This window comes from Alteromonas sp. ABE4_545, from assembly GCF_056161325.1.
Map to the genome: position 1 here is coordinate 1 of NZ_JBSWYY010000025.1, position 15,297 is coordinate 15,297.

13 protein-coding genes are annotated in these 15,297 nt (G+C 46.4%); 8 read left to right on the forward strand and 5 right to left on the reverse strand.

The genetic code is table 11. The features are described from left to right. The first annotated feature begins 240 nt into the window (after nt 1–240). The 5 genes from ubiE to ACXAH6_RS16805 all read left to right on the forward strand — a co-directional run bounded on the left by ubiE (nt 241) and on the right by ACXAH6_RS16805 (nt 4,625). A complete protein-coding gene (gene ubiE / locus ACXAH6_RS16785) occupies nt 241–1,029 on the forward strand; it encodes a bifunctional demethylmenaquinone methyltransferase/2-methoxy-6-polyprenyl-1,4-benzoquinol methylase UbiE (RefSeq protein ID WP_474878692.1) in 789 nt (262 codons plus the stop codon). Then, nucleotides 1,029–1,685, forward strand: coding sequence for a ubiquinone biosynthesis accessory factor UbiJ (locus ACXAH6_RS16790; RefSeq protein WP_474878694.1), 657 nt, complete (start codon nt 1,029–1,031; stop codon nt 1,683–1,685). The genes ubiE and ACXAH6_RS16790 overlap by 1 nt, the downstream gene beginning before the upstream one ends. Nucleotides 1,686–1,687: 2 nt before the next feature. Beyond that, nucleotides 1,688–3,319, forward strand: a complete 1,632-nt coding sequence (ubiB, locus tag ACXAH6_RS16795) for a ubiquinone biosynthesis regulatory protein kinase UbiB (protein WP_474878696.1) — start codon at nt 1,688–1,690, stop codon at nt 3,317–3,319. Between the two features lie 291 nt (nt 3,320–3,610). After that, nucleotides 3,611–3,820, forward strand: coding sequence for a transcription antiterminator/RNA stability regulator CspE (gene cspE / locus ACXAH6_RS16800; RefSeq protein WP_474878698.1), 210 nt, complete (start codon nt 3,611–3,613; stop codon nt 3,818–3,820). Nucleotides 3,821–3,998: 178 nt separating this feature from the next. Continuing rightward, nucleotides 3,999–4,625, forward strand: a complete 627-nt coding sequence (locus ACXAH6_RS16805; protein WP_474878699.1) for a hypothetical protein — start codon at nt 3,999–4,001, stop codon at nt 4,623–4,625. A 29-nt stretch (nt 4,626–4,654) separates the two neighbouring features. Here the strand turns inward: ACXAH6_RS16805 and ACXAH6_RS16810 are convergent, their stop codons facing one another. After that, nucleotides 4,655–5,620 (reverse strand): PLP-dependent cysteine synthase family protein, encoded by a 966-nt coding sequence (locus ACXAH6_RS16810; RefSeq protein WP_474878700.1) that lies wholly within the window; start codon nt 5,618–5,620, stop codon nt 4,655–4,657. A 141-nt stretch (nt 5,621–5,761) separates the two neighbouring features. Here ACXAH6_RS16810 and ACXAH6_RS16815 point away from each other — a divergent pair, with 141 nt between their 5' ends. Both ACXAH6_RS16815 and ACXAH6_RS16820 read left to right on the forward strand, forming a co-directional pair. Next, on the forward strand, nt 5,762–6,235 hold the full coding sequence (locus ACXAH6_RS16815; protein ID WP_474878702.1) for an Lrp/AsnC family transcriptional regulator: 474 nt from the start codon (nt 5,762–5,764) through the stop codon (nt 6,233–6,235). Between the two features lie 120 nt (nt 6,236–6,355). Further along, complete coding sequence (locus ACXAH6_RS16820) at nt 6,356–7,546, forward strand: acyl-CoA dehydrogenase (RefSeq protein ID WP_474878703.1); 1,191 nt, start codon at nt 6,356–6,358, stop codon at nt 7,544–7,546. A gap of 11 nt (nt 7,547–7,557) precedes the next feature. Here ACXAH6_RS16820 and ACXAH6_RS16825 read toward each other — a convergent pair whose 3' ends face one another. From ACXAH6_RS16825 to ACXAH6_RS16835, 3 genes are read right to left on the reverse strand one after another with little or no spacing between them, the layout of a single operon-like run. Further along, nucleotides 7,558–8,985 (reverse strand): TolC family protein, encoded by a 1,428-nt coding sequence (locus ACXAH6_RS16825; protein ID WP_474878705.1) that lies wholly within the window; start codon nt 8,983–8,985, stop codon nt 7,558–7,560. Then, nucleotides 8,975–10,009, reverse strand: coding sequence for an efflux RND transporter periplasmic adaptor subunit (locus ACXAH6_RS16830; RefSeq protein WP_474878707.1), 1,035 nt, complete (start codon nt 10,007–10,009; stop codon nt 8,975–8,977). The genes ACXAH6_RS16825 and ACXAH6_RS16830 overlap by 11 nt, the downstream gene beginning before the upstream one ends. After that, complete coding sequence (locus tag ACXAH6_RS16835; protein ID WP_474878708.1) at nt 9,999–11,678, reverse strand: ABC transporter transmembrane domain-containing protein; 1,680 nt, start codon at nt 11,676–11,678, stop codon at nt 9,999–10,001. The genes ACXAH6_RS16830 and ACXAH6_RS16835 overlap by 11 nt, the downstream gene beginning before the upstream one ends. 338 nt (nt 11,679–12,016) lie before the next feature. Between ACXAH6_RS16835 and katG the strand changes: the two genes are divergently transcribed. Then, on the forward strand, nt 12,017–14,197 hold the full coding sequence (katG, locus tag ACXAH6_RS16840) for a catalase/peroxidase HPI (protein ID WP_474878709.1): 2,181 nt from the start codon (nt 12,017–12,019) through the stop codon (nt 14,195–14,197). Between the two features lie 50 nt (nt 14,198–14,247). Here katG and ACXAH6_RS16845 read toward each other — a convergent pair whose 3' ends face one another. Then, nucleotides 14,248–15,297 carry a purine nucleoside permease gene (locus ACXAH6_RS16845; protein WP_474878711.1) on the reverse strand — a complete coding sequence of 350 codons (1,050 nt, stop codon included), beginning with the start codon at nt 15,295–15,297 and terminating at the stop codon, nt 14,248–14,250.

Consider the following 15,297-nt stretch of genomic DNA (forward strand, 5'->3'; position numbering starts at 1 on the left):
AGAACCCAACACTCGAACAATAAAGCTGCTATAAAAAATATCGCGATCGCAGCCTTCGGCTGCTAGAAAAAATAAACCCCTCTGAAAAAAGAGGGGTTTATCATCAATCTGAAGGGAGCTTGGCTCCCTTTTTTATGGCACAATCTCCTCACTTGAATTGATACAAATCACTGTTGATTAATCTCGCTTTTCGATAAACTGACGACTAATTAGCAGATAGCGAATGGTAGCCTAACGCCCATGAATCATAACGACACACCAGAAAGTCATTCACCAGAATCTCAGTCAGAACACACAACTCATTTTGGTTTTAAAACGGTTGATAAATCGCAAAAGGCCTCGCTAGTTGCCAACGTGTTCGACTCTGTTGCAGCAAAATATGATGTGATGAATGACGTGATGTCGATGGGTATTCACCGCCTGTGGAAGCGCTATACCATTGATTGCAGTGGCGTGCGTGCCGGACATCGCGTGTTGGATATTGCTGGTGGTACAGGCGACCTCACGGCGAAATTCTCTCGTATCGTTGGTCCTACAGGGCAAGTGGTATTAGCTGATATTAACCATGCCATGCTCAGTGTTGGGCGCGATAAGTTGCGCGACCGAGGCATTGTTGGTAACGTTGATTACGTGCAAGCCAACGCAGAAGCCTTACCGTTTCCCGATAATCATTTTGACCTAGTCACCATGGCATTTGGTTTGCGCAATGTGACGGAAAAAGCCAATGCGCTGAAGTCGATTTACCGCGTTCTCAAGCCAGGTGGTCGTTTGTTAGTGTTGGAGTTTTCTAAGCCGACAACCGAAGCGTTGACCAAAGTGTACGATATGTATTCGTTCCACATTTTGCCTAAAATGGGCCAACTCATCGCGAACGACAGCGAAAGCTACCAGTATCTGGCTGAATCTATTCGCATGCACCCAGACCAAGACACGTTGAAAGCGATGTTTGAAGAAGCGGGCTTTGAACGCTGCGACTACCAAAACCTCACCGGTGGCATTGTTGCCTTGCATCGAGGATACAAGTTTTAATGCCTGCATTGCCGCTACTAACCAGTGTGATTGAGCAGGGGCTTAATCACCTCTTAGCGTTGGACGAAGACAGTGCCAAGCGTTTGCAGTCACTCGCTGGTAAGCAGCTTATTGTGCAACTTAAAGAGTGGTCGCAGCCATTTGCATTGGCGTTTTCTGCTCAAGGAGTTGACGTGTTGGCGTTACCGCTCACGCCAGAAGCGATTATTGCCACGCTAGATAAACAGCAGTGTTTTGTACAAACCCAATTAAGTGCGTTACCCGAATTAAAGCAGTCAAGCCAACTCACCGCTATGATAAGACAAGGCGTATTGAGTGTGGATGGCGAGCTGAATATTGCGCAGCAAGCGAGTGAATTATTCGCCAAGCTTGATATTGACTGGGAAGAGGTATTGGCGAGTCGTACCTCAGATGTTTTTGCTCACCAAGTCTTTGCCATTGCAAAGCAACTAGGCGAGCAAGCTAAAACACTATTCAGTCGTGCGGGGCACATAGTTCGCGATACGCTAGTGGACGAAAAACCTGTGGTGGCAAGTAAATTAGGCTTGCTTCACTTTTACGACCAAGTGGATGAACTACGCAATGATGTGGACCGTTTCGAAGCCAGACTGGCAAACTTAGAAGCGGCAGTAACCATGCGGAGTAACGAAGACTAGTTATGCGGATCATGCGGTTATATCACATCACGAAAGTGATGTTAGAACACGGGTTAGATGACGTTATTCCAGATCGTTGGTTGCCTTGGTATGCGCGATTAATGCGTTGGAGCTTTTTTTGGCTTCGCAATAAGCACAAAGATGAATCTGAAGGTCGCCGTATAATGCTGGCCCTTGAGTCACTTGGCCCCGTGTTTATCAAATTTGGCCAAATGCTCTCAACTCGTCGCGATTTACTCCCTCATGATATCGCCAATGAATTGGCGACATTGCAGGACAAAGTGACGCCCTTTTCCAGTGAACTTGCCCAAGCGATTATCATCAAGGCGCTCGACATCCCAAATATTGAGGCCTGTTTCAGTGAGTTTGACGCTAAGCCGCTGGCCTCTGCGTCTATCGCACAGGTGCATACTGCAAGGCTTAAACACAATCAGCAAGAAGTAGTAATAAAAGTACTTCGCCCTGATATTCGACACACTATCAAGGCCGATATCGAACTGCTATTTACTTTCGCAACGGTATTGCAAAAGTGGTTGCCCGATGGCAAACGTTTACGCCCTGTTGAAGTGATCAGAGAATACGAACGCACCATTGTTGATGAACTAGATTTGATGCGTGAGTCTGCAAACGGTATTCAATTACGGCGCAATTTTGAAGGCTCCGAGTCACTCTATGTGCCAGAAATATACAGTGACTATTGCCGCAGTAATGTACTTGTGATGGAACGTATTCGCGGTATTCCTATCTCCAATATCGACGCGTTACTGGCACAAAACACCAATATGAAAAAGCTCGCGGAGCGTGGTGTAGAAGTTTTCTTTACTCAGGTATTCCGAGACAGCTTTTTTCATGCCGACATGCATCCCGGCAATATTTTTGTATCCACTAACACACCTGAAAACCCTCAATATATCGCAATCGATTTTGGCATTGTGGGTACGCTGAACCAAGACGATAAGCGTTACTTGGCCGAAAACTTTATCGCGTTTTTTAATCGCGATTATCGCAAAGTGGCACAATTGCACGCAGATTCAGGCTGGGTGCCTGGCGATACGAATATTGATGAATTTGAAATGGCCATCCGCACTGTTTGTGAGCCTATATTCCAAAAGCCTCTCGCGGAGATCTCTTTCGGTAACGTGCTTATGCAGTTATTTAATACTGCTCGACGCTTTAACATGGAAGTGCAGCCTCAATTAGTACTACTGCAAAAAACGCTGCTTTACATTGAAGGCCTTGGACGCCAGTTGTACCCGCAACTCGACTTGTGGCAAACCGCCAAGCCATTCCTCGAAAATTGGATGAAAGAGCAAATTGGCATTACTGCCATGCTGACCAAAATTAAAAACAACTTACCGTTTTGGTCGGAAAAGTTACCCGATATGCCCGACTTGCTGCACGATAGTTTACGCCAGTTGAAGCATTTTCCTGAACATCAAGAGCGGGCAAACCAAGCGTTGCTGGAAAGGCAAAAGCAATCTCAACAAGCCACACACATGAGTATTGTCGGCGCGACCTTTATTATCAGCAGTGTGATATTGGTTTCGAAAGACTTACATTGGGGCATCTCTACAGGTTTAGGGGCTGTTGGATTATTGATGTGGTACCTCTCATGGCGAAAGGGGCAGAAGTAAAACCAGCGTCTAACGCGAGATTTTTTATCTGCTTGCGTGAACTTTTTATTAATCATGGCGATAAATGATTAATTTTTGTATCAATTTGCAGATTCAGTGGTATAGTAGATCTTGTCTTTAAGTAGACGTGATTATTTTGTTACTTGCTACATGTTAAACCTCTCAAGTTACTTCGTGATTTGTGTTCAGGCGTTTGTTCATTGTTAAGTGTATAAAACCGAATAACCGCACTGTTTAAAGACAAGGTATTGCGCACGTCGCAACTATATATTTGTAATTTTTGAGGTTCACATGTCTAAAGTAACTGGCACTGTAAAATGGTTCAACGCTGATAAAGGCTACGGCTTTTTAACTCAAGACAACGGCGGTAAAGATGTATTCGTACACTTCCGTGCAATCGTTTCTGAAGGTTATAAAACCCTAACTGACGGCCAGCGCGTTGAGTTTGAAGTTGAAGAAGGTCAAAAAGGTCTTCAAGCTGCAAACGTAAATGCCATCTAAGCCATAAAGGTTTTTATGTAACGGCGCCTATAGGGCGCCGTTTCTTTTTGTCTCGCCTATCCCCAATTTTTCCCCGTCACATGTTTGTCTAGCTAATGTGTGTGTTGATCCTGTTTGTTGGTAACTCACAATAATAGTCGCTATGCTATAGCGAGTTTATGTCATAGGGAGTGACGTTATGATTGCGCGTTGTTTTTGTTTTTTCTTTGTTTTTTGTATTAGTGGTGTGGCTTGCGCGCAAGATCATGTTGTTGCGTCTGCATTCTCTAAGCCTATTACGTTATCGAGTTTGTCGCCTTCCAAAGACGAGTTAAAAGAATTTGCAGATATGGATGGCGAAGCAATGATCAACGAGCCGGGTTTCTTAACGGTTTATCGCGAGAATAAATTAACCGAAGTACTGTTTGACGCGGCTTTGAAACAATTTGCGAACGAAAAAGGCATTGCCCCAACAGAAGCGCTTATCAGCTCCTTTCTCGACAAGTTTGGCCCCGCTATGGCAGATAAATCCGATGCTGATAAGCGAGCCATCGCGCAGAAACAAGTTATGCGTTGGCAGGTAGATAAAGCGCTTTATGAGACTTATGGCGGCACTGTGGTCTTTCAACAGAGTAATCCACTTTCGCCGATTAAAGCCTATCATTCGTTGTTAACGGGTTATTTCGAGCGAGGCGAGATCGTCATTTCTCATCAAGCGTTTGAAAAGGCATTTTGGCAAGCTATGTCGACCGACAAATATGGCCTGACTGTTCCAGAGTCTCAAGTGGACTTCTCTGCCCCGTGGTGGGAGAAAACCGCGGGCTAAGCGCGATGAACGCAGGTTCAGCGTGCTTGTTAATCTTCAAACAAGCACGTTGAATAATAGCGTTCTGCACCGTCAGCCATGATCACAACAATATTCTTATGCTGATATTTTTTCTGTTTGGCTAATTCACAGGCTGCTGCTGTCACTGTACCGGATGATAAACCCACAGCCATTCCTTCAGAACGGGCTAAGGCTTTAGCCATTTTTATTGCATCTTCATCCGCCACAGTTACTACCGTATCAACCGCTTGACGTTGGAACACTGCTGGCATGTGCCCTGTGCTTATACCTTGTATTATGTGCTTACCTACCTTTCCCTTGCTATGCAGAGGGCAGGATGCAGGTTCTGCCAGTACAATTTCTATCTCAGGATTGTGTTTTTTCAAGGTATGCGACAACCCCGTAATGGTGCCGCCTGTTCCTACGCCAGCAACCACAACGTCCACAGTACCAGCAGTATCACGCCAAATTTCTTCAGCAGTTGTTCGGCTGTGCGCAGCTGGGTTAGCTAGGTTTGAAAACTGGTCGATAGCCACTGCATCAGGGTTTTCTTCAACCAGCTTTTCACAATAGGCAATCGCGCCGGGAGTACCGAGTTCAGCGGGCGTGGTGATTAATGTAGCGCCATAGTGTTTGATCAGTTTTTGGCGCTCTAGTGACATATTCTCAGGCATGACAATGGTTAAGGGGATGCCATAAATAGCGCACAAACAGGCGCAGGCAACGCCACTATTTCCCGATGTGGCTTCGACAATATGGGTGCGCGAGTTAAATTGTGGTGAGTTTTTCAACGCCGCTAGCATACTGCGTGCGGCGCGATCTTTTATTGACCCAGCTGGGTTGAAGTATTCCAATTTTGCCAACAAGTTTGCTTGGCTTTGATGGGTAGCCATAATACGAGGCATTCGCACTAGAGGCGTATTGCCAATCACTTCTGTGATATCAGCATAAATGTGAGGTTGCCTGACACTCGCTACCGATTGCGCATTAGACATGATGGTATTACTCCCTAATTGTGGCTACTGCTTGCCATTATTTTCTGTCTATTAGTGTGTCACGCTCACACGAATCTATTTGCTAAATTAAGGTTTCTAAGGCATCTTTTGTGCAGTTAAATTCTAATTTTACTTTAAATTATGAAAAATATTGCTATAGATTCGGTGGATAAAGCGATTCTCTCTGCGTTACAAAGAGATGCCGAGCTACCTATTAATGACATTGCTGAGTCGGTAGGGCTGACCTCCACACCGTGTTGGCGTCGTATTCAACGGTTACAACAAGCCGGTTTAATCAGCAAACGAGTTGCCTTACTCAATGCTGAAAAATTGGGTCTGGCTATGACGGTATTTGTGCAAGTGAAAGCCGCGCAGCACGATGGGGGGTGGTTAGACAAGTTTGCTCGGCATGCTTCTGCCTTCGACGAAGTGGTGGAGTTTTATCGCATGTCAGGTGAATACGACTATATGCTTAAGGTACTGGTTACCGATATGCGTAGTTTCGATCATTTCTACAAGCGTTTAGTCAAGGGTATTCATTTGGGCGACGTTACCTCCAGTTTTGCCATGGAGCAAATAAAATACTCCACAGCACTGCCTCTGCACCATCTATAACCAAAGCGTGTGTACCGCATTATTAACACAGTGAATGGTTTAGCCTACACAGGATTGATGGGGGATAGTTTTTGGCGGTGATACACTCATTGTCATCATTAAACTGGTGTAGGAAAAACCATGGCTACAACCGCAGTAACGCAAAGTGATTGGCAAGATATTCTAGGTTTGTCACAGCAATTGTCTGAAGAAGAGCGCATGATACGCGATGCTGCAAATGAGTTTTGTCAGCAAGCGTTAAGGCCAGGAATTCTTGAGGCAAATCGAAAAGCGCACTTTGACCCTAGGATTATGCGCCAGTTTGGCGACATGGGGTTACTTGGTGCCACTATTCAAGGTTACGGCTGTTCCGGTGTGAATTACGTAAGCTATGGTTTGATTGCCCGTGAGGTTGAGCGAGTAGACAGCGGTTATCGCAGTGCCATGAGTGTACAGTCTTCTTTGGTTATGCACCCCATTAATGCCTTTGGTAGTGAGGCACAGAAAGAAAAATACTTACCTAAACTCGCTTCGGGTGAATTTATTGGTTGTTTTGGACTCACCGAACCTGATGCTGGTTCTGATCCTGCCGGCATGAAAACCCGAGCCGAAAAAGTTGAGGGAGGGTATAAACTCACGGGTAATAAAATGTGGATCACCAATGCGCCCATCGCTGATGTGTTTGTGGTGTGGGCCAAAAAACGCGACGAAGACGATGCAATCTGTGGTTTTATTCTGGAAAAAGGGATGCCTGGGTTAAGTGCTCCCGAAATCCAAGGTAAGTTGTCGTTAAAAGCCTCTATCACTGGTGAAGTCGTGATGGATAACGTATTTGTTCCAGAAGAAAATGTATTGCCCAAAGTCAGAGGTTTGAAAGGGCCGTTTAGTTGTTTAAATATGGCCCGTTATGGCATTGCTTGGGGCGCAATGGGCAGTGCTGAATTTTGCTGGCATGCGGCTAGACAGTACGGATTAGACCGTATTCAATTTAATCGTCCGTTGGCACAAACACAGTTGTTCCAGACCAAACTCGCCAATATGCAAACTGAAATTACGCTAGGTCTCCAAGCGGCACTCAGAGTCGGTCGCTTGATTGATGATGGCGGTTTTGACCCTTCCATGATTTCACTGATCAAGCGCAATAACTGCGGTAAAGCTTTGGATATTGCAAGACAGTCTCGGGATATGCACGGCGGAAATGGGATATCGGATGAATTTCACGTTATGCGTCATATGATTAATCTCGAAACCGTGAATACCTACGAAGGCACCTATGATATTCATGGCCTCATATTGGGGCGGGCACAAACCGGGTTACAAGCCTTCTTTTAATCTAGATATAGCTAGCGAGAGGCCAACGTAGTTTCGTCGTTGGCCAGCATTCCAGCTTGATAGAGAGTGATCAGGGTGGCACGTTTAATCGCAATTTTTGCACTGATGGTATCAAGCTTGGCACCGATGGCTTGTGCCTCTCGACTGTTCAGCAAAAAGAGATCGCTATCACCCATTTCAAACCGCTTTTTTTCTTGGGTAAAAAGCTGCTCTGCGAGTTGCGCTTGTTGTTCTTGTAACGCTGCAATTCGTTGGGCGTATTCTACTGCTTGAAACGCGACTTTTACGTCTCGCAAAATGGCTTCACTGGTGGTTTGTAACTGGTAGTTAAGTGCTTGGAGTTTTAGCTGAGCTTGAGCCTCTTCGGCTTTGGCTTGGCGACGCCCCAATGGCATAGAAAACTGTAGGCTCACCTTTGACTCTGTTCCTGTTAGGTTTTCAGGGCCGTTACCTAAATCTCGAGCGAGTTTTGCCTCGAGGTCAAGAGTGGGTAACAAACTGTTTTGAGCTAATTTCAGTTTGTTTTCTGCAAGCGTAATTTCAGACCGGAGTTCTGCTAATTCGGGATGGGTATTTACGTAATTCGATAAAACACCTTGGTTGAGCTTATCGGCACGCCACGGCCATGCAATATCATTGGGTATGCCCGTAAGTGTATCAGCGCTAACCGGCTTGAACTGTGCATTGCGAAAGTAATAAGCGAGTTTTTCACGGCTTTGAACCGCCTTTTGTTTGGCTTGTTGCAAAGCCAATTCACGTTGCATCAAGGTGACGTTGAATTCGGTTTGATTAATAGGGGCGAGATCACCGGTACTCACTCGTTTGGCTATCGCTTTGCCGCGCATCTGCGTAGTGGCGAGTAAGTCTTCATAGACCTTTTCATTTAAATGACTCTCGTACCAATCCAAATAGGTGCTAAGGCCACTGAATACGAGAATATTGATAGCCTGGGCTTGTTCAGCTTGCCATTGGCCAATTCCCAATTGGGCGTCTTGAATGGCCATACGCTTTTTATCTATGTCTCTATTTTGGAGCAACGACAAAGACAACCCAACACTGGCTTCACCGCCAGACAAAGTAGGATATTCGCGTTCATAATACGGAAAATCCCCATTGGCGTAGCGGTATTCACCTTTGAGTTTGGCATTGGCAAAACCCAATGGGTTAACCACGCGTTGGGTGAGATAGTCACCACTGTAATAGCCAGAAGTACGCAATGCCGTTTCTTGCTCAACACTTATATCAAAAGCTGCTTCTGCGGCATCCAGTGTCGCTTGTCGTTGCCCTGATTTTGCTTCCAATTCAAGCAGTTTTGGATGGTGTTGCAATACCGACTTAAGAACATCTGACGCAGAAGGCGCGACAGAATCTGCCGCCTTTGCAAAAAAAGAAACAGAAGGAACAAAGAGAAGAGCAAGCAATAATCGTTTATTTACCACTTTTTAATTGCTCCTTAATTTGTTTGCTTTCAGGAGGGAAGTTATTGAGCTGTCGCCATAATTCGTAACCTAAACGTACCTCTTCGAGCAGCACCCACGCGTTAACTCGGCTATCTAGTCGCGCAAAGCGTTCATCAGGCCACGGACGCTCGTTGGTGTCTTCTTTTATCCATACGGTAAATTGCCCATTTGCATCAGCCACAGGTTCTACTGTGTAAACGATACCGCCGAACGTGCCTACAGATGTACTTGGCCAGCCGCTAAACTGAAATATCGGCCAACCTTCAAACTGTAAACGGGCCTTGCGGCCTGGGGTGATCAAGGGGGCATTAAGGCCGTTCACTTTCACGCGAACCATGCGTTCAACACCCTCAGGTACAAACCAACCGAGTATATCTCCCGCTTTCACCATGGTAGAGATGCCGCCAGAGTGTAGTTGGGTAACAGTGCCGCTTTGTGGCGCCACTTTCGTTTGTGTTGACTGCCTAGCCAGTGACATGCTGACCGTATTAATTGATTGCTGAGAATTAGCTGCTGTGGCGAGTTTTTCTTGTACCACGATTTCGGCAGCTTCAATTTGTCGGGGTGACACTAGCCCCTCTGCCGCTAATTTGCGCTGTCGGTCTAAATTAGACCGGGCATTTTGCACAGCTAACATGTCTGCGTCGTATTTAGATTGAGCCGCACGTAACTGTGCATTGAGCTTTTCGACGAGTTGTTTGTCGGTATCTTCTAAGGTCACAAGCGGATCGCCGGCTTTCACCGATTGACCTTCTTGTACGTGCCAAGTCTTAATTTGCCCCGGTACGAGAGCTGATATAGGTTGCGCGCGATCACTGGGGTCAAGTGTACTTACCACTCCTGTGCCAAAAGCGGTTTGTTGCCAAGGGGTGAAATAGAGTAACGCAATCGTTAACCCAACAAATACCACAAGCATAAAGGCTAAAACGCGATGCAGTTGGGGCACGTTTTGTGAAGCCACAATGTTCATTTTTGCCATGAAGGCTTTTTGATCAAACTTCATCGTCGGTCTCCTTCGTTGCTGAATGTGGCGTTAAATGACTGGTTTCGTCAAGTTGAATGGTCCCGTCGAAATAATGGGGTAATGGGGCGGTAGTAAAGTACAGTACGGTGACCGGTTGAGCCTCAATATAAGCGAGGATGACTTCACGTAAATGCGCTGGAATAGCATCAAAATGCTGGTTGAGAATTAACACTTTGGGTTGAGAAAGTAATGCCGCTGCAACCTTGAGCAATAAAAACTCAGTGGGCTGAAGCGGGTAACCCAGAGGGGACAGCATCGCGTTTAAGCCCAACGGCAAATTGTTGATAGTGGGTTCGAGTAACAACTCACCACATACTTCACGAATTTTCTTCTCTGTTGCATTGGGGGCAATCAATCGAATGTATTCTAAAATGCTACATTCGATAATCAGCCCGCGGTCGATGGTTGCGATAGCTTGACGCAACCCATAGGTGTGATAATCGGTAATGGCACCTTCACCTAATTGTATCCAACCACTGTCGGGAGTTTCGTAGCACTTTAAAGAGCTGAGAAAGCGCCGTTGTTGCCATACTTGGTTGTTCATCACAAAGTACTTAGCATCGGGTTTGAGCGCGATATCGACCCCACATTTTTTGTCATCCTGACTCAAGACCACATCGTGAAAAACCAATGTGTTGTCACCTTCAACGTCGCGGTCTGAGGTTGCAGTGTTTTCTTGTGGAATATTCAGCACACTTCCCAGCTTTTGTGCAGCACCGTAGAGTTCATAGTACAGAATAAGGTAGGTACTGAAGTTAGAGATACCTAGAAAGACGGCTGACATGATCAATTCAGCCGCCACTAATTGACCTACCGACAACTGTTCTTCAACGACGAGCCAACCACCTAAACCCAGCAAGGCTGAACTGGCTAGTGCATATAACACTAAATAAAAAACGGTTTGTGAAAAGGTAAAGTTGAAGTGGCCAGCATGACAGCTAATGTAATCTCTGATCATGCCTTCGGTTTTGTCTGCGGCGAAACGCAAGTGTCGACTAGATTTAAAGAAAGTAGGGGCTGACGAAATATCACTGAGCCATTTGGCTGTTTCGTATTTAGAATTCGACAACGCCACAGCGGTGGTTTTCGCTTGTTTGCTTAGTACGCGCCAAATAAACCACATCATCAGTAGTACAATAAGGTTAAAGGCTAACAAAAATGGGTGATAGAAAGAGACTAAGGTAAAACCAACAAGTAGCTGCAGAACCAATGCGAAGCCATCTACCATCAGCGAGGGAATATTTTTTTGAAATGTCATCACTTCAAAATAACGATGCGTGATAGTGGTGTTTCTTCTTCCTTCAAAAAACTTGTGGTGTGCTTGTATGGTTTTGAGGGTGAGGTCTGCGGTTAGCCGGCTATAAATACGGCGTTCATACAACTCCATCACACGCACGCGCAATGCGCTCAGGATCCCGTAGAGCAATAGCGTGATAAATAAGATAATACTGAGTATCACAACGGCACGGGTAGAGGCAGTGTTAACAACGGTATTAATCAGCGTCTGAACCGCAATAGGTACAGCGAGGGTCAGTAGGCCAATTCCCAGCCCATAGGCGATTGCGACATAAAAAAAGCTTGTTTCGGGCCGCAATATATCAAATAACAATTTTCGTGTTTTCTTGAGATTTATCTCTTTTCCAGCCATTTTGCCTTCCAGAACGTGATTTATCACAATGTATTAACATTTGGCGGTTGAAAGTGCCTGTATCCATACACTATGGTGCCGCTTAATCGCTATTTCAATCATTTTTTTAATCACGATAAATGCATTTTGTGATGTTATTTATTGTAATAAATGGGTGGTGCGTGCATCTTTTTGTTTGTTTCGCTAGAAAATCACAACTATTAAAGCATGCGGCACTTTATATTTAAAAGAGGACGCGCTAACAAACAGTTATTCAATATGTCTGCTATCTTGATAACTACCCCAAGCTAAATATCGCAGTTTTTTGATATTGACGTTATCTGAATTGGAGATAAGCAATGGATAACTCTAGTAATACAGGCAAGTGCCCGGTAATGCATGGCGGGCAGACTACAACGAAAAGTACCAACACCGATTGGTGGCCAGAATCGTTAAACCTCGACATTCTTCACCAACACGATACCAAGACCAACCCGCTAGACCCCGATTTTAACTACGCTGAGGCTTTTTCGTCGCTGGATTTAGACGCGGTGAAATCAGATCTAAAAGCGTTGATGACATCCAGTCAGGCTTGGTGGCCGGCGGATTGGGGGCACTATGGCGGTTTAATGATTCGTATGGCGTGGCATGCAGCTGGCTCGTATCGCATTGCTGATGGTCGTGGCGGCGGTGGCACCGGTAACCAACGCTTTGCGCCACTTAATTCTTGGCCAGATAACGTTAATCTCGACAAAGCTCGGCGGTTGTTATGGCCAATTAAGAAAAAATACGGCAACAAAATATCGTGGGCCGATTTGCTGATTTTGGCGGGCAATATGGCATATGAGTCCATGGGGCTAAAAACCTTTGGTTTTGCTGGTGGACGAGAAGATATTTGGCACCCCGAGAAAGATGTGTACTGGGGGGCTGAAAGAGAATGGTTAGCACCCAGCGACCATCGCTATGACAATGTTGATGCCCCAGACACAATGGAAAACCCCTTGGCGGCAGTACAAATGGGGTTAATTTATGTGAATCCAGAAGGGGTGAATGGTAACCCTGACCCATTAAAAACTGCCGCGCAAGTACGCGAGACCTTTGCGCGTATGGCGATGAATGACGAAGAGACCGCTGCGCTGACTGTGGGTGGGCACACCGTGGGGAAAACGCACGGCAATGGCGACGCTGCTTTGTTAGGCCCAGAACCCGAAGCGGCTGATATCAGCGAACAAGGTTTGGGGTGGAATAATCACACGTCGCGAGGGATCGGCAGAGACACCGTGACTTCGGGGATTGAAGGGGCGTGGACTACGCATCCGACTAAATGGGATAACGGTTACTGCTACTTACTTCTTAACTATGATTGGGAACTCACTAAAAGCCCAGCCGGTGCGTGGCAGTGGGAACCGGTTGATATTAAAGAAGAAGACAAGCCCGTAGATGTTGAAGACCCCAGTATTCGCTTGAATCCCATCATGACAGATGCGGATATGGCGATGAAAATGGACCCGACGTACCGCAAAATCATTGAAAAGTTTAACGATGACTTTGAGTATTTCTCTGATGTGTTTGCGCGAGCATGGTTTAAGCTAACGCACAGAGATCTAGGCCCTAAAGCTCGCTACCTTGGCGCAGATGTGCCCGCTGAAGACCTAATATGGCAAGATCCTGTACCGGCTGTAAATTACACCCTTGATGCTAACGATATTGCAGCGCTTAAATCGACGCTACTCGATAGTGGTTTATCCAGTGCAGATATGATTACCACCGCTTGGGACAGTGCGCGTACTTTCCGTTGTTCTGATTACCGCGGCGGGGCCAATGGCGCGCGAATTCGCTTAGCGCCGATGAAAGACTGGCAGGGCAACGAGCCAGAGCGGTTACAGCGGGTACTCAGCACGCTGGAAAGTATTCAAGCGTCGTTGTCGAAGAAAGTCAGCTTGGCTGACCTCATTGTGCTTGCTGGGTCAGCCGCGATAGAAAAGGCCGCTAGTGACGCTGGTTTCTCGGTCACAGTACCATTTATGCCTGGACGAGGAGATGCAACGGACGCCATGACCGACGGCGATTCATTTGCGCCTCTTGAGCCTATTCACGACGGATATCGCAATTGGTTACAGCGCGATTATTCGGTGGCGGCTGAAGAGCTGTTACTCGACCGCACTCAGTTGATGGGCTTAACCGCACCGGAAATGACAGTGCTAATAGGCGGGATGCGGGTACTGGGCGCCAATTATGGCGGTTCTCAATTAGGCGTATTTACCGAGCGGGAAGGCTTGCTAACTAACGATTTCTTTGTGAATGTTACGGATATGGCTTATCGCTGGGCTCCTGCCGATAACGGCAATTTTGCCTTGATTGACAGAGTTACGGGAGATACGAAATATATGGCGTCACGCATTGATTTGATTTTTGGTTCTAACTCAATATTGCGTGCGTACGCAGAGGTTTATGCCCAAGACGATAATCAGGAGAAGTTTGTAAAAGACTTTGTTAACGCGTGGGTTAAGGTGATGAACGCCGATCGATTCGACTGCTAATCATTCGATAGTTGGAGGCCTCCACGATTGGCGGCGGCCTCTTTAACTTGTTACGGCTTTTGTTGCCACTGACTCCAGTTGTTAACAATTTCTCTGATTACGGCACTGCCAACACGCCAATGGTTTTCTACCGCGGGCTCCATTGCGCCAAAGCCCGACATCTCACGTGCAAGGTTGGTCGCGGCGTCGAGGTGAGGAGGAGGCGTTGTGAAATTACTCGCCGTTCTGAGTAACATGACTCGTTGCGTATTAGCACGCTGCCCCTGTGCTAAAAAGCGGATTGCTTCCATAATGCCGCTGTCTTCGACTGCACTGGTGACAAATTCGCCTTTGCCTTCAGTCCAATAGTGCATCCAATCATTCGCCCATTTGTTCAGAATTTTTCCGTGCCAAAATGTACTGGCAGACACATTGTCGCCTTGCATCACTATTGGGCCTCGTTGTGCGTTAGGTTGAGTCGTATATTCCTTGGCAATAGACACCATTTGTTCGCTACTCGCTAGCGGTAGGCTTTGCGTAAATTGGTATGCCCAATCGGCCAACTGGGTATTTAACGCGAATACTTTTCCTTGCTCATCTTTGGCTGGCTGCGCGTACGGCTCATTGCGAGCGAAAGGGATATAGCCAATGTCCCAAGACGCAGGCATTTCACGCGGGTCGATTTCATGTGCCCAATCTCCATTTACTATGTACTTTCCCCACACCGCGGAACCAAGAGAGCCGTCGTCTGCATCAATACCGGCAATTCCGCCAATGAGCCAATAGCTTTCGCTAAAGTCAAACCTAGGGTCAAGACCTAATGCCATCACACTTGCCGCTGCTTTATCAGCCGTTAGGCCGGTATAGGTAACCAATACACTTTGGGTGTGGTCAAGGCATGCATCGTGTGTGCTAAATGGAAGAGGTGTACAGGTGAGTGGTGTTTTGCCGTCAATGCCTCGTGTCATCCAATGTTGGAATTCTCCGGCGGTGTCACCGGTGTCTTCGCCAATTTCAAAGTTAACCAAAACCACAGCCTTAATTTTAATTGGCGGCTGGGCATAAGTGCAAAGAGAGACGCAGAAAAGCATCATGTACAGGCATAGTCGTAGAAATGGCAT

Coding starts and splice junctions, on each gene's coding strand:
- ubiE (WP_474878692.1), top strand. CDS start 241: ATGAATCATAACGACACACCAGAAAGTCATTCACCAGAATCTCAGTCA.
- ACXAH6_RS16790 (WP_474878694.1), top strand. CDS start 1,029: ATGCCTGCATTGCCGCTACTAACCAGTGTGATTGAGCAGGGGCTTAAT.
- ubiB (WP_474878696.1), top strand. CDS start 1,688: ATGCGGATCATGCGGTTATATCACATCACGAAAGTGATGTTAGAACAC.
- cspE (WP_474878698.1), top strand. CDS start 3,611: ATGTCTAAAGTAACTGGCACTGTAAAATGGTTCAACGCTGATAAAGGC.
- ACXAH6_RS16805 (WP_474878699.1), top strand. CDS start 3,999: ATGATTGCGCGTTGTTTTTGTTTTTTCTTTGTTTTTTGTATTAGTGGT.
- ACXAH6_RS16810 (WP_474878700.1), bottom strand. CDS start 5,620: ATGTCTAATGCGCAATCGGTAGCGAGTGTCAGGCAACCTCACATTTAT.
- ACXAH6_RS16815 (WP_474878702.1), top strand. CDS start 5,762: ATGAAAAATATTGCTATAGATTCGGTGGATAAAGCGATTCTCTCTGCG.
- ACXAH6_RS16820 (WP_474878703.1), top strand. CDS start 6,356: ATGGCTACAACCGCAGTAACGCAAAGTGATTGGCAAGATATTCTAGGT.
- ACXAH6_RS16830 (WP_474878707.1), bottom strand. CDS start 10,009: ATGAAGTTTGATCAAAAAGCCTTCATGGCAAAAATGAACATTGTGGCT.
- ACXAH6_RS16835 (WP_474878708.1), bottom strand. CDS start 11,678: ATGGCTGGAAAAGAGATAAATCTCAAGAAAACACGAAAATTGTTATTT.
- katG (WP_474878709.1), top strand. CDS start 12,017: ATGGATAACTCTAGTAATACAGGCAAGTGCCCGGTAATGCATGGCGGG.
- ACXAH6_RS16845 (WP_474878711.1), bottom strand. CDS start 15,297: ATGCCATTTCTACGACTATGCCTGTACATGATGCTTTTCTGCGTCTCT.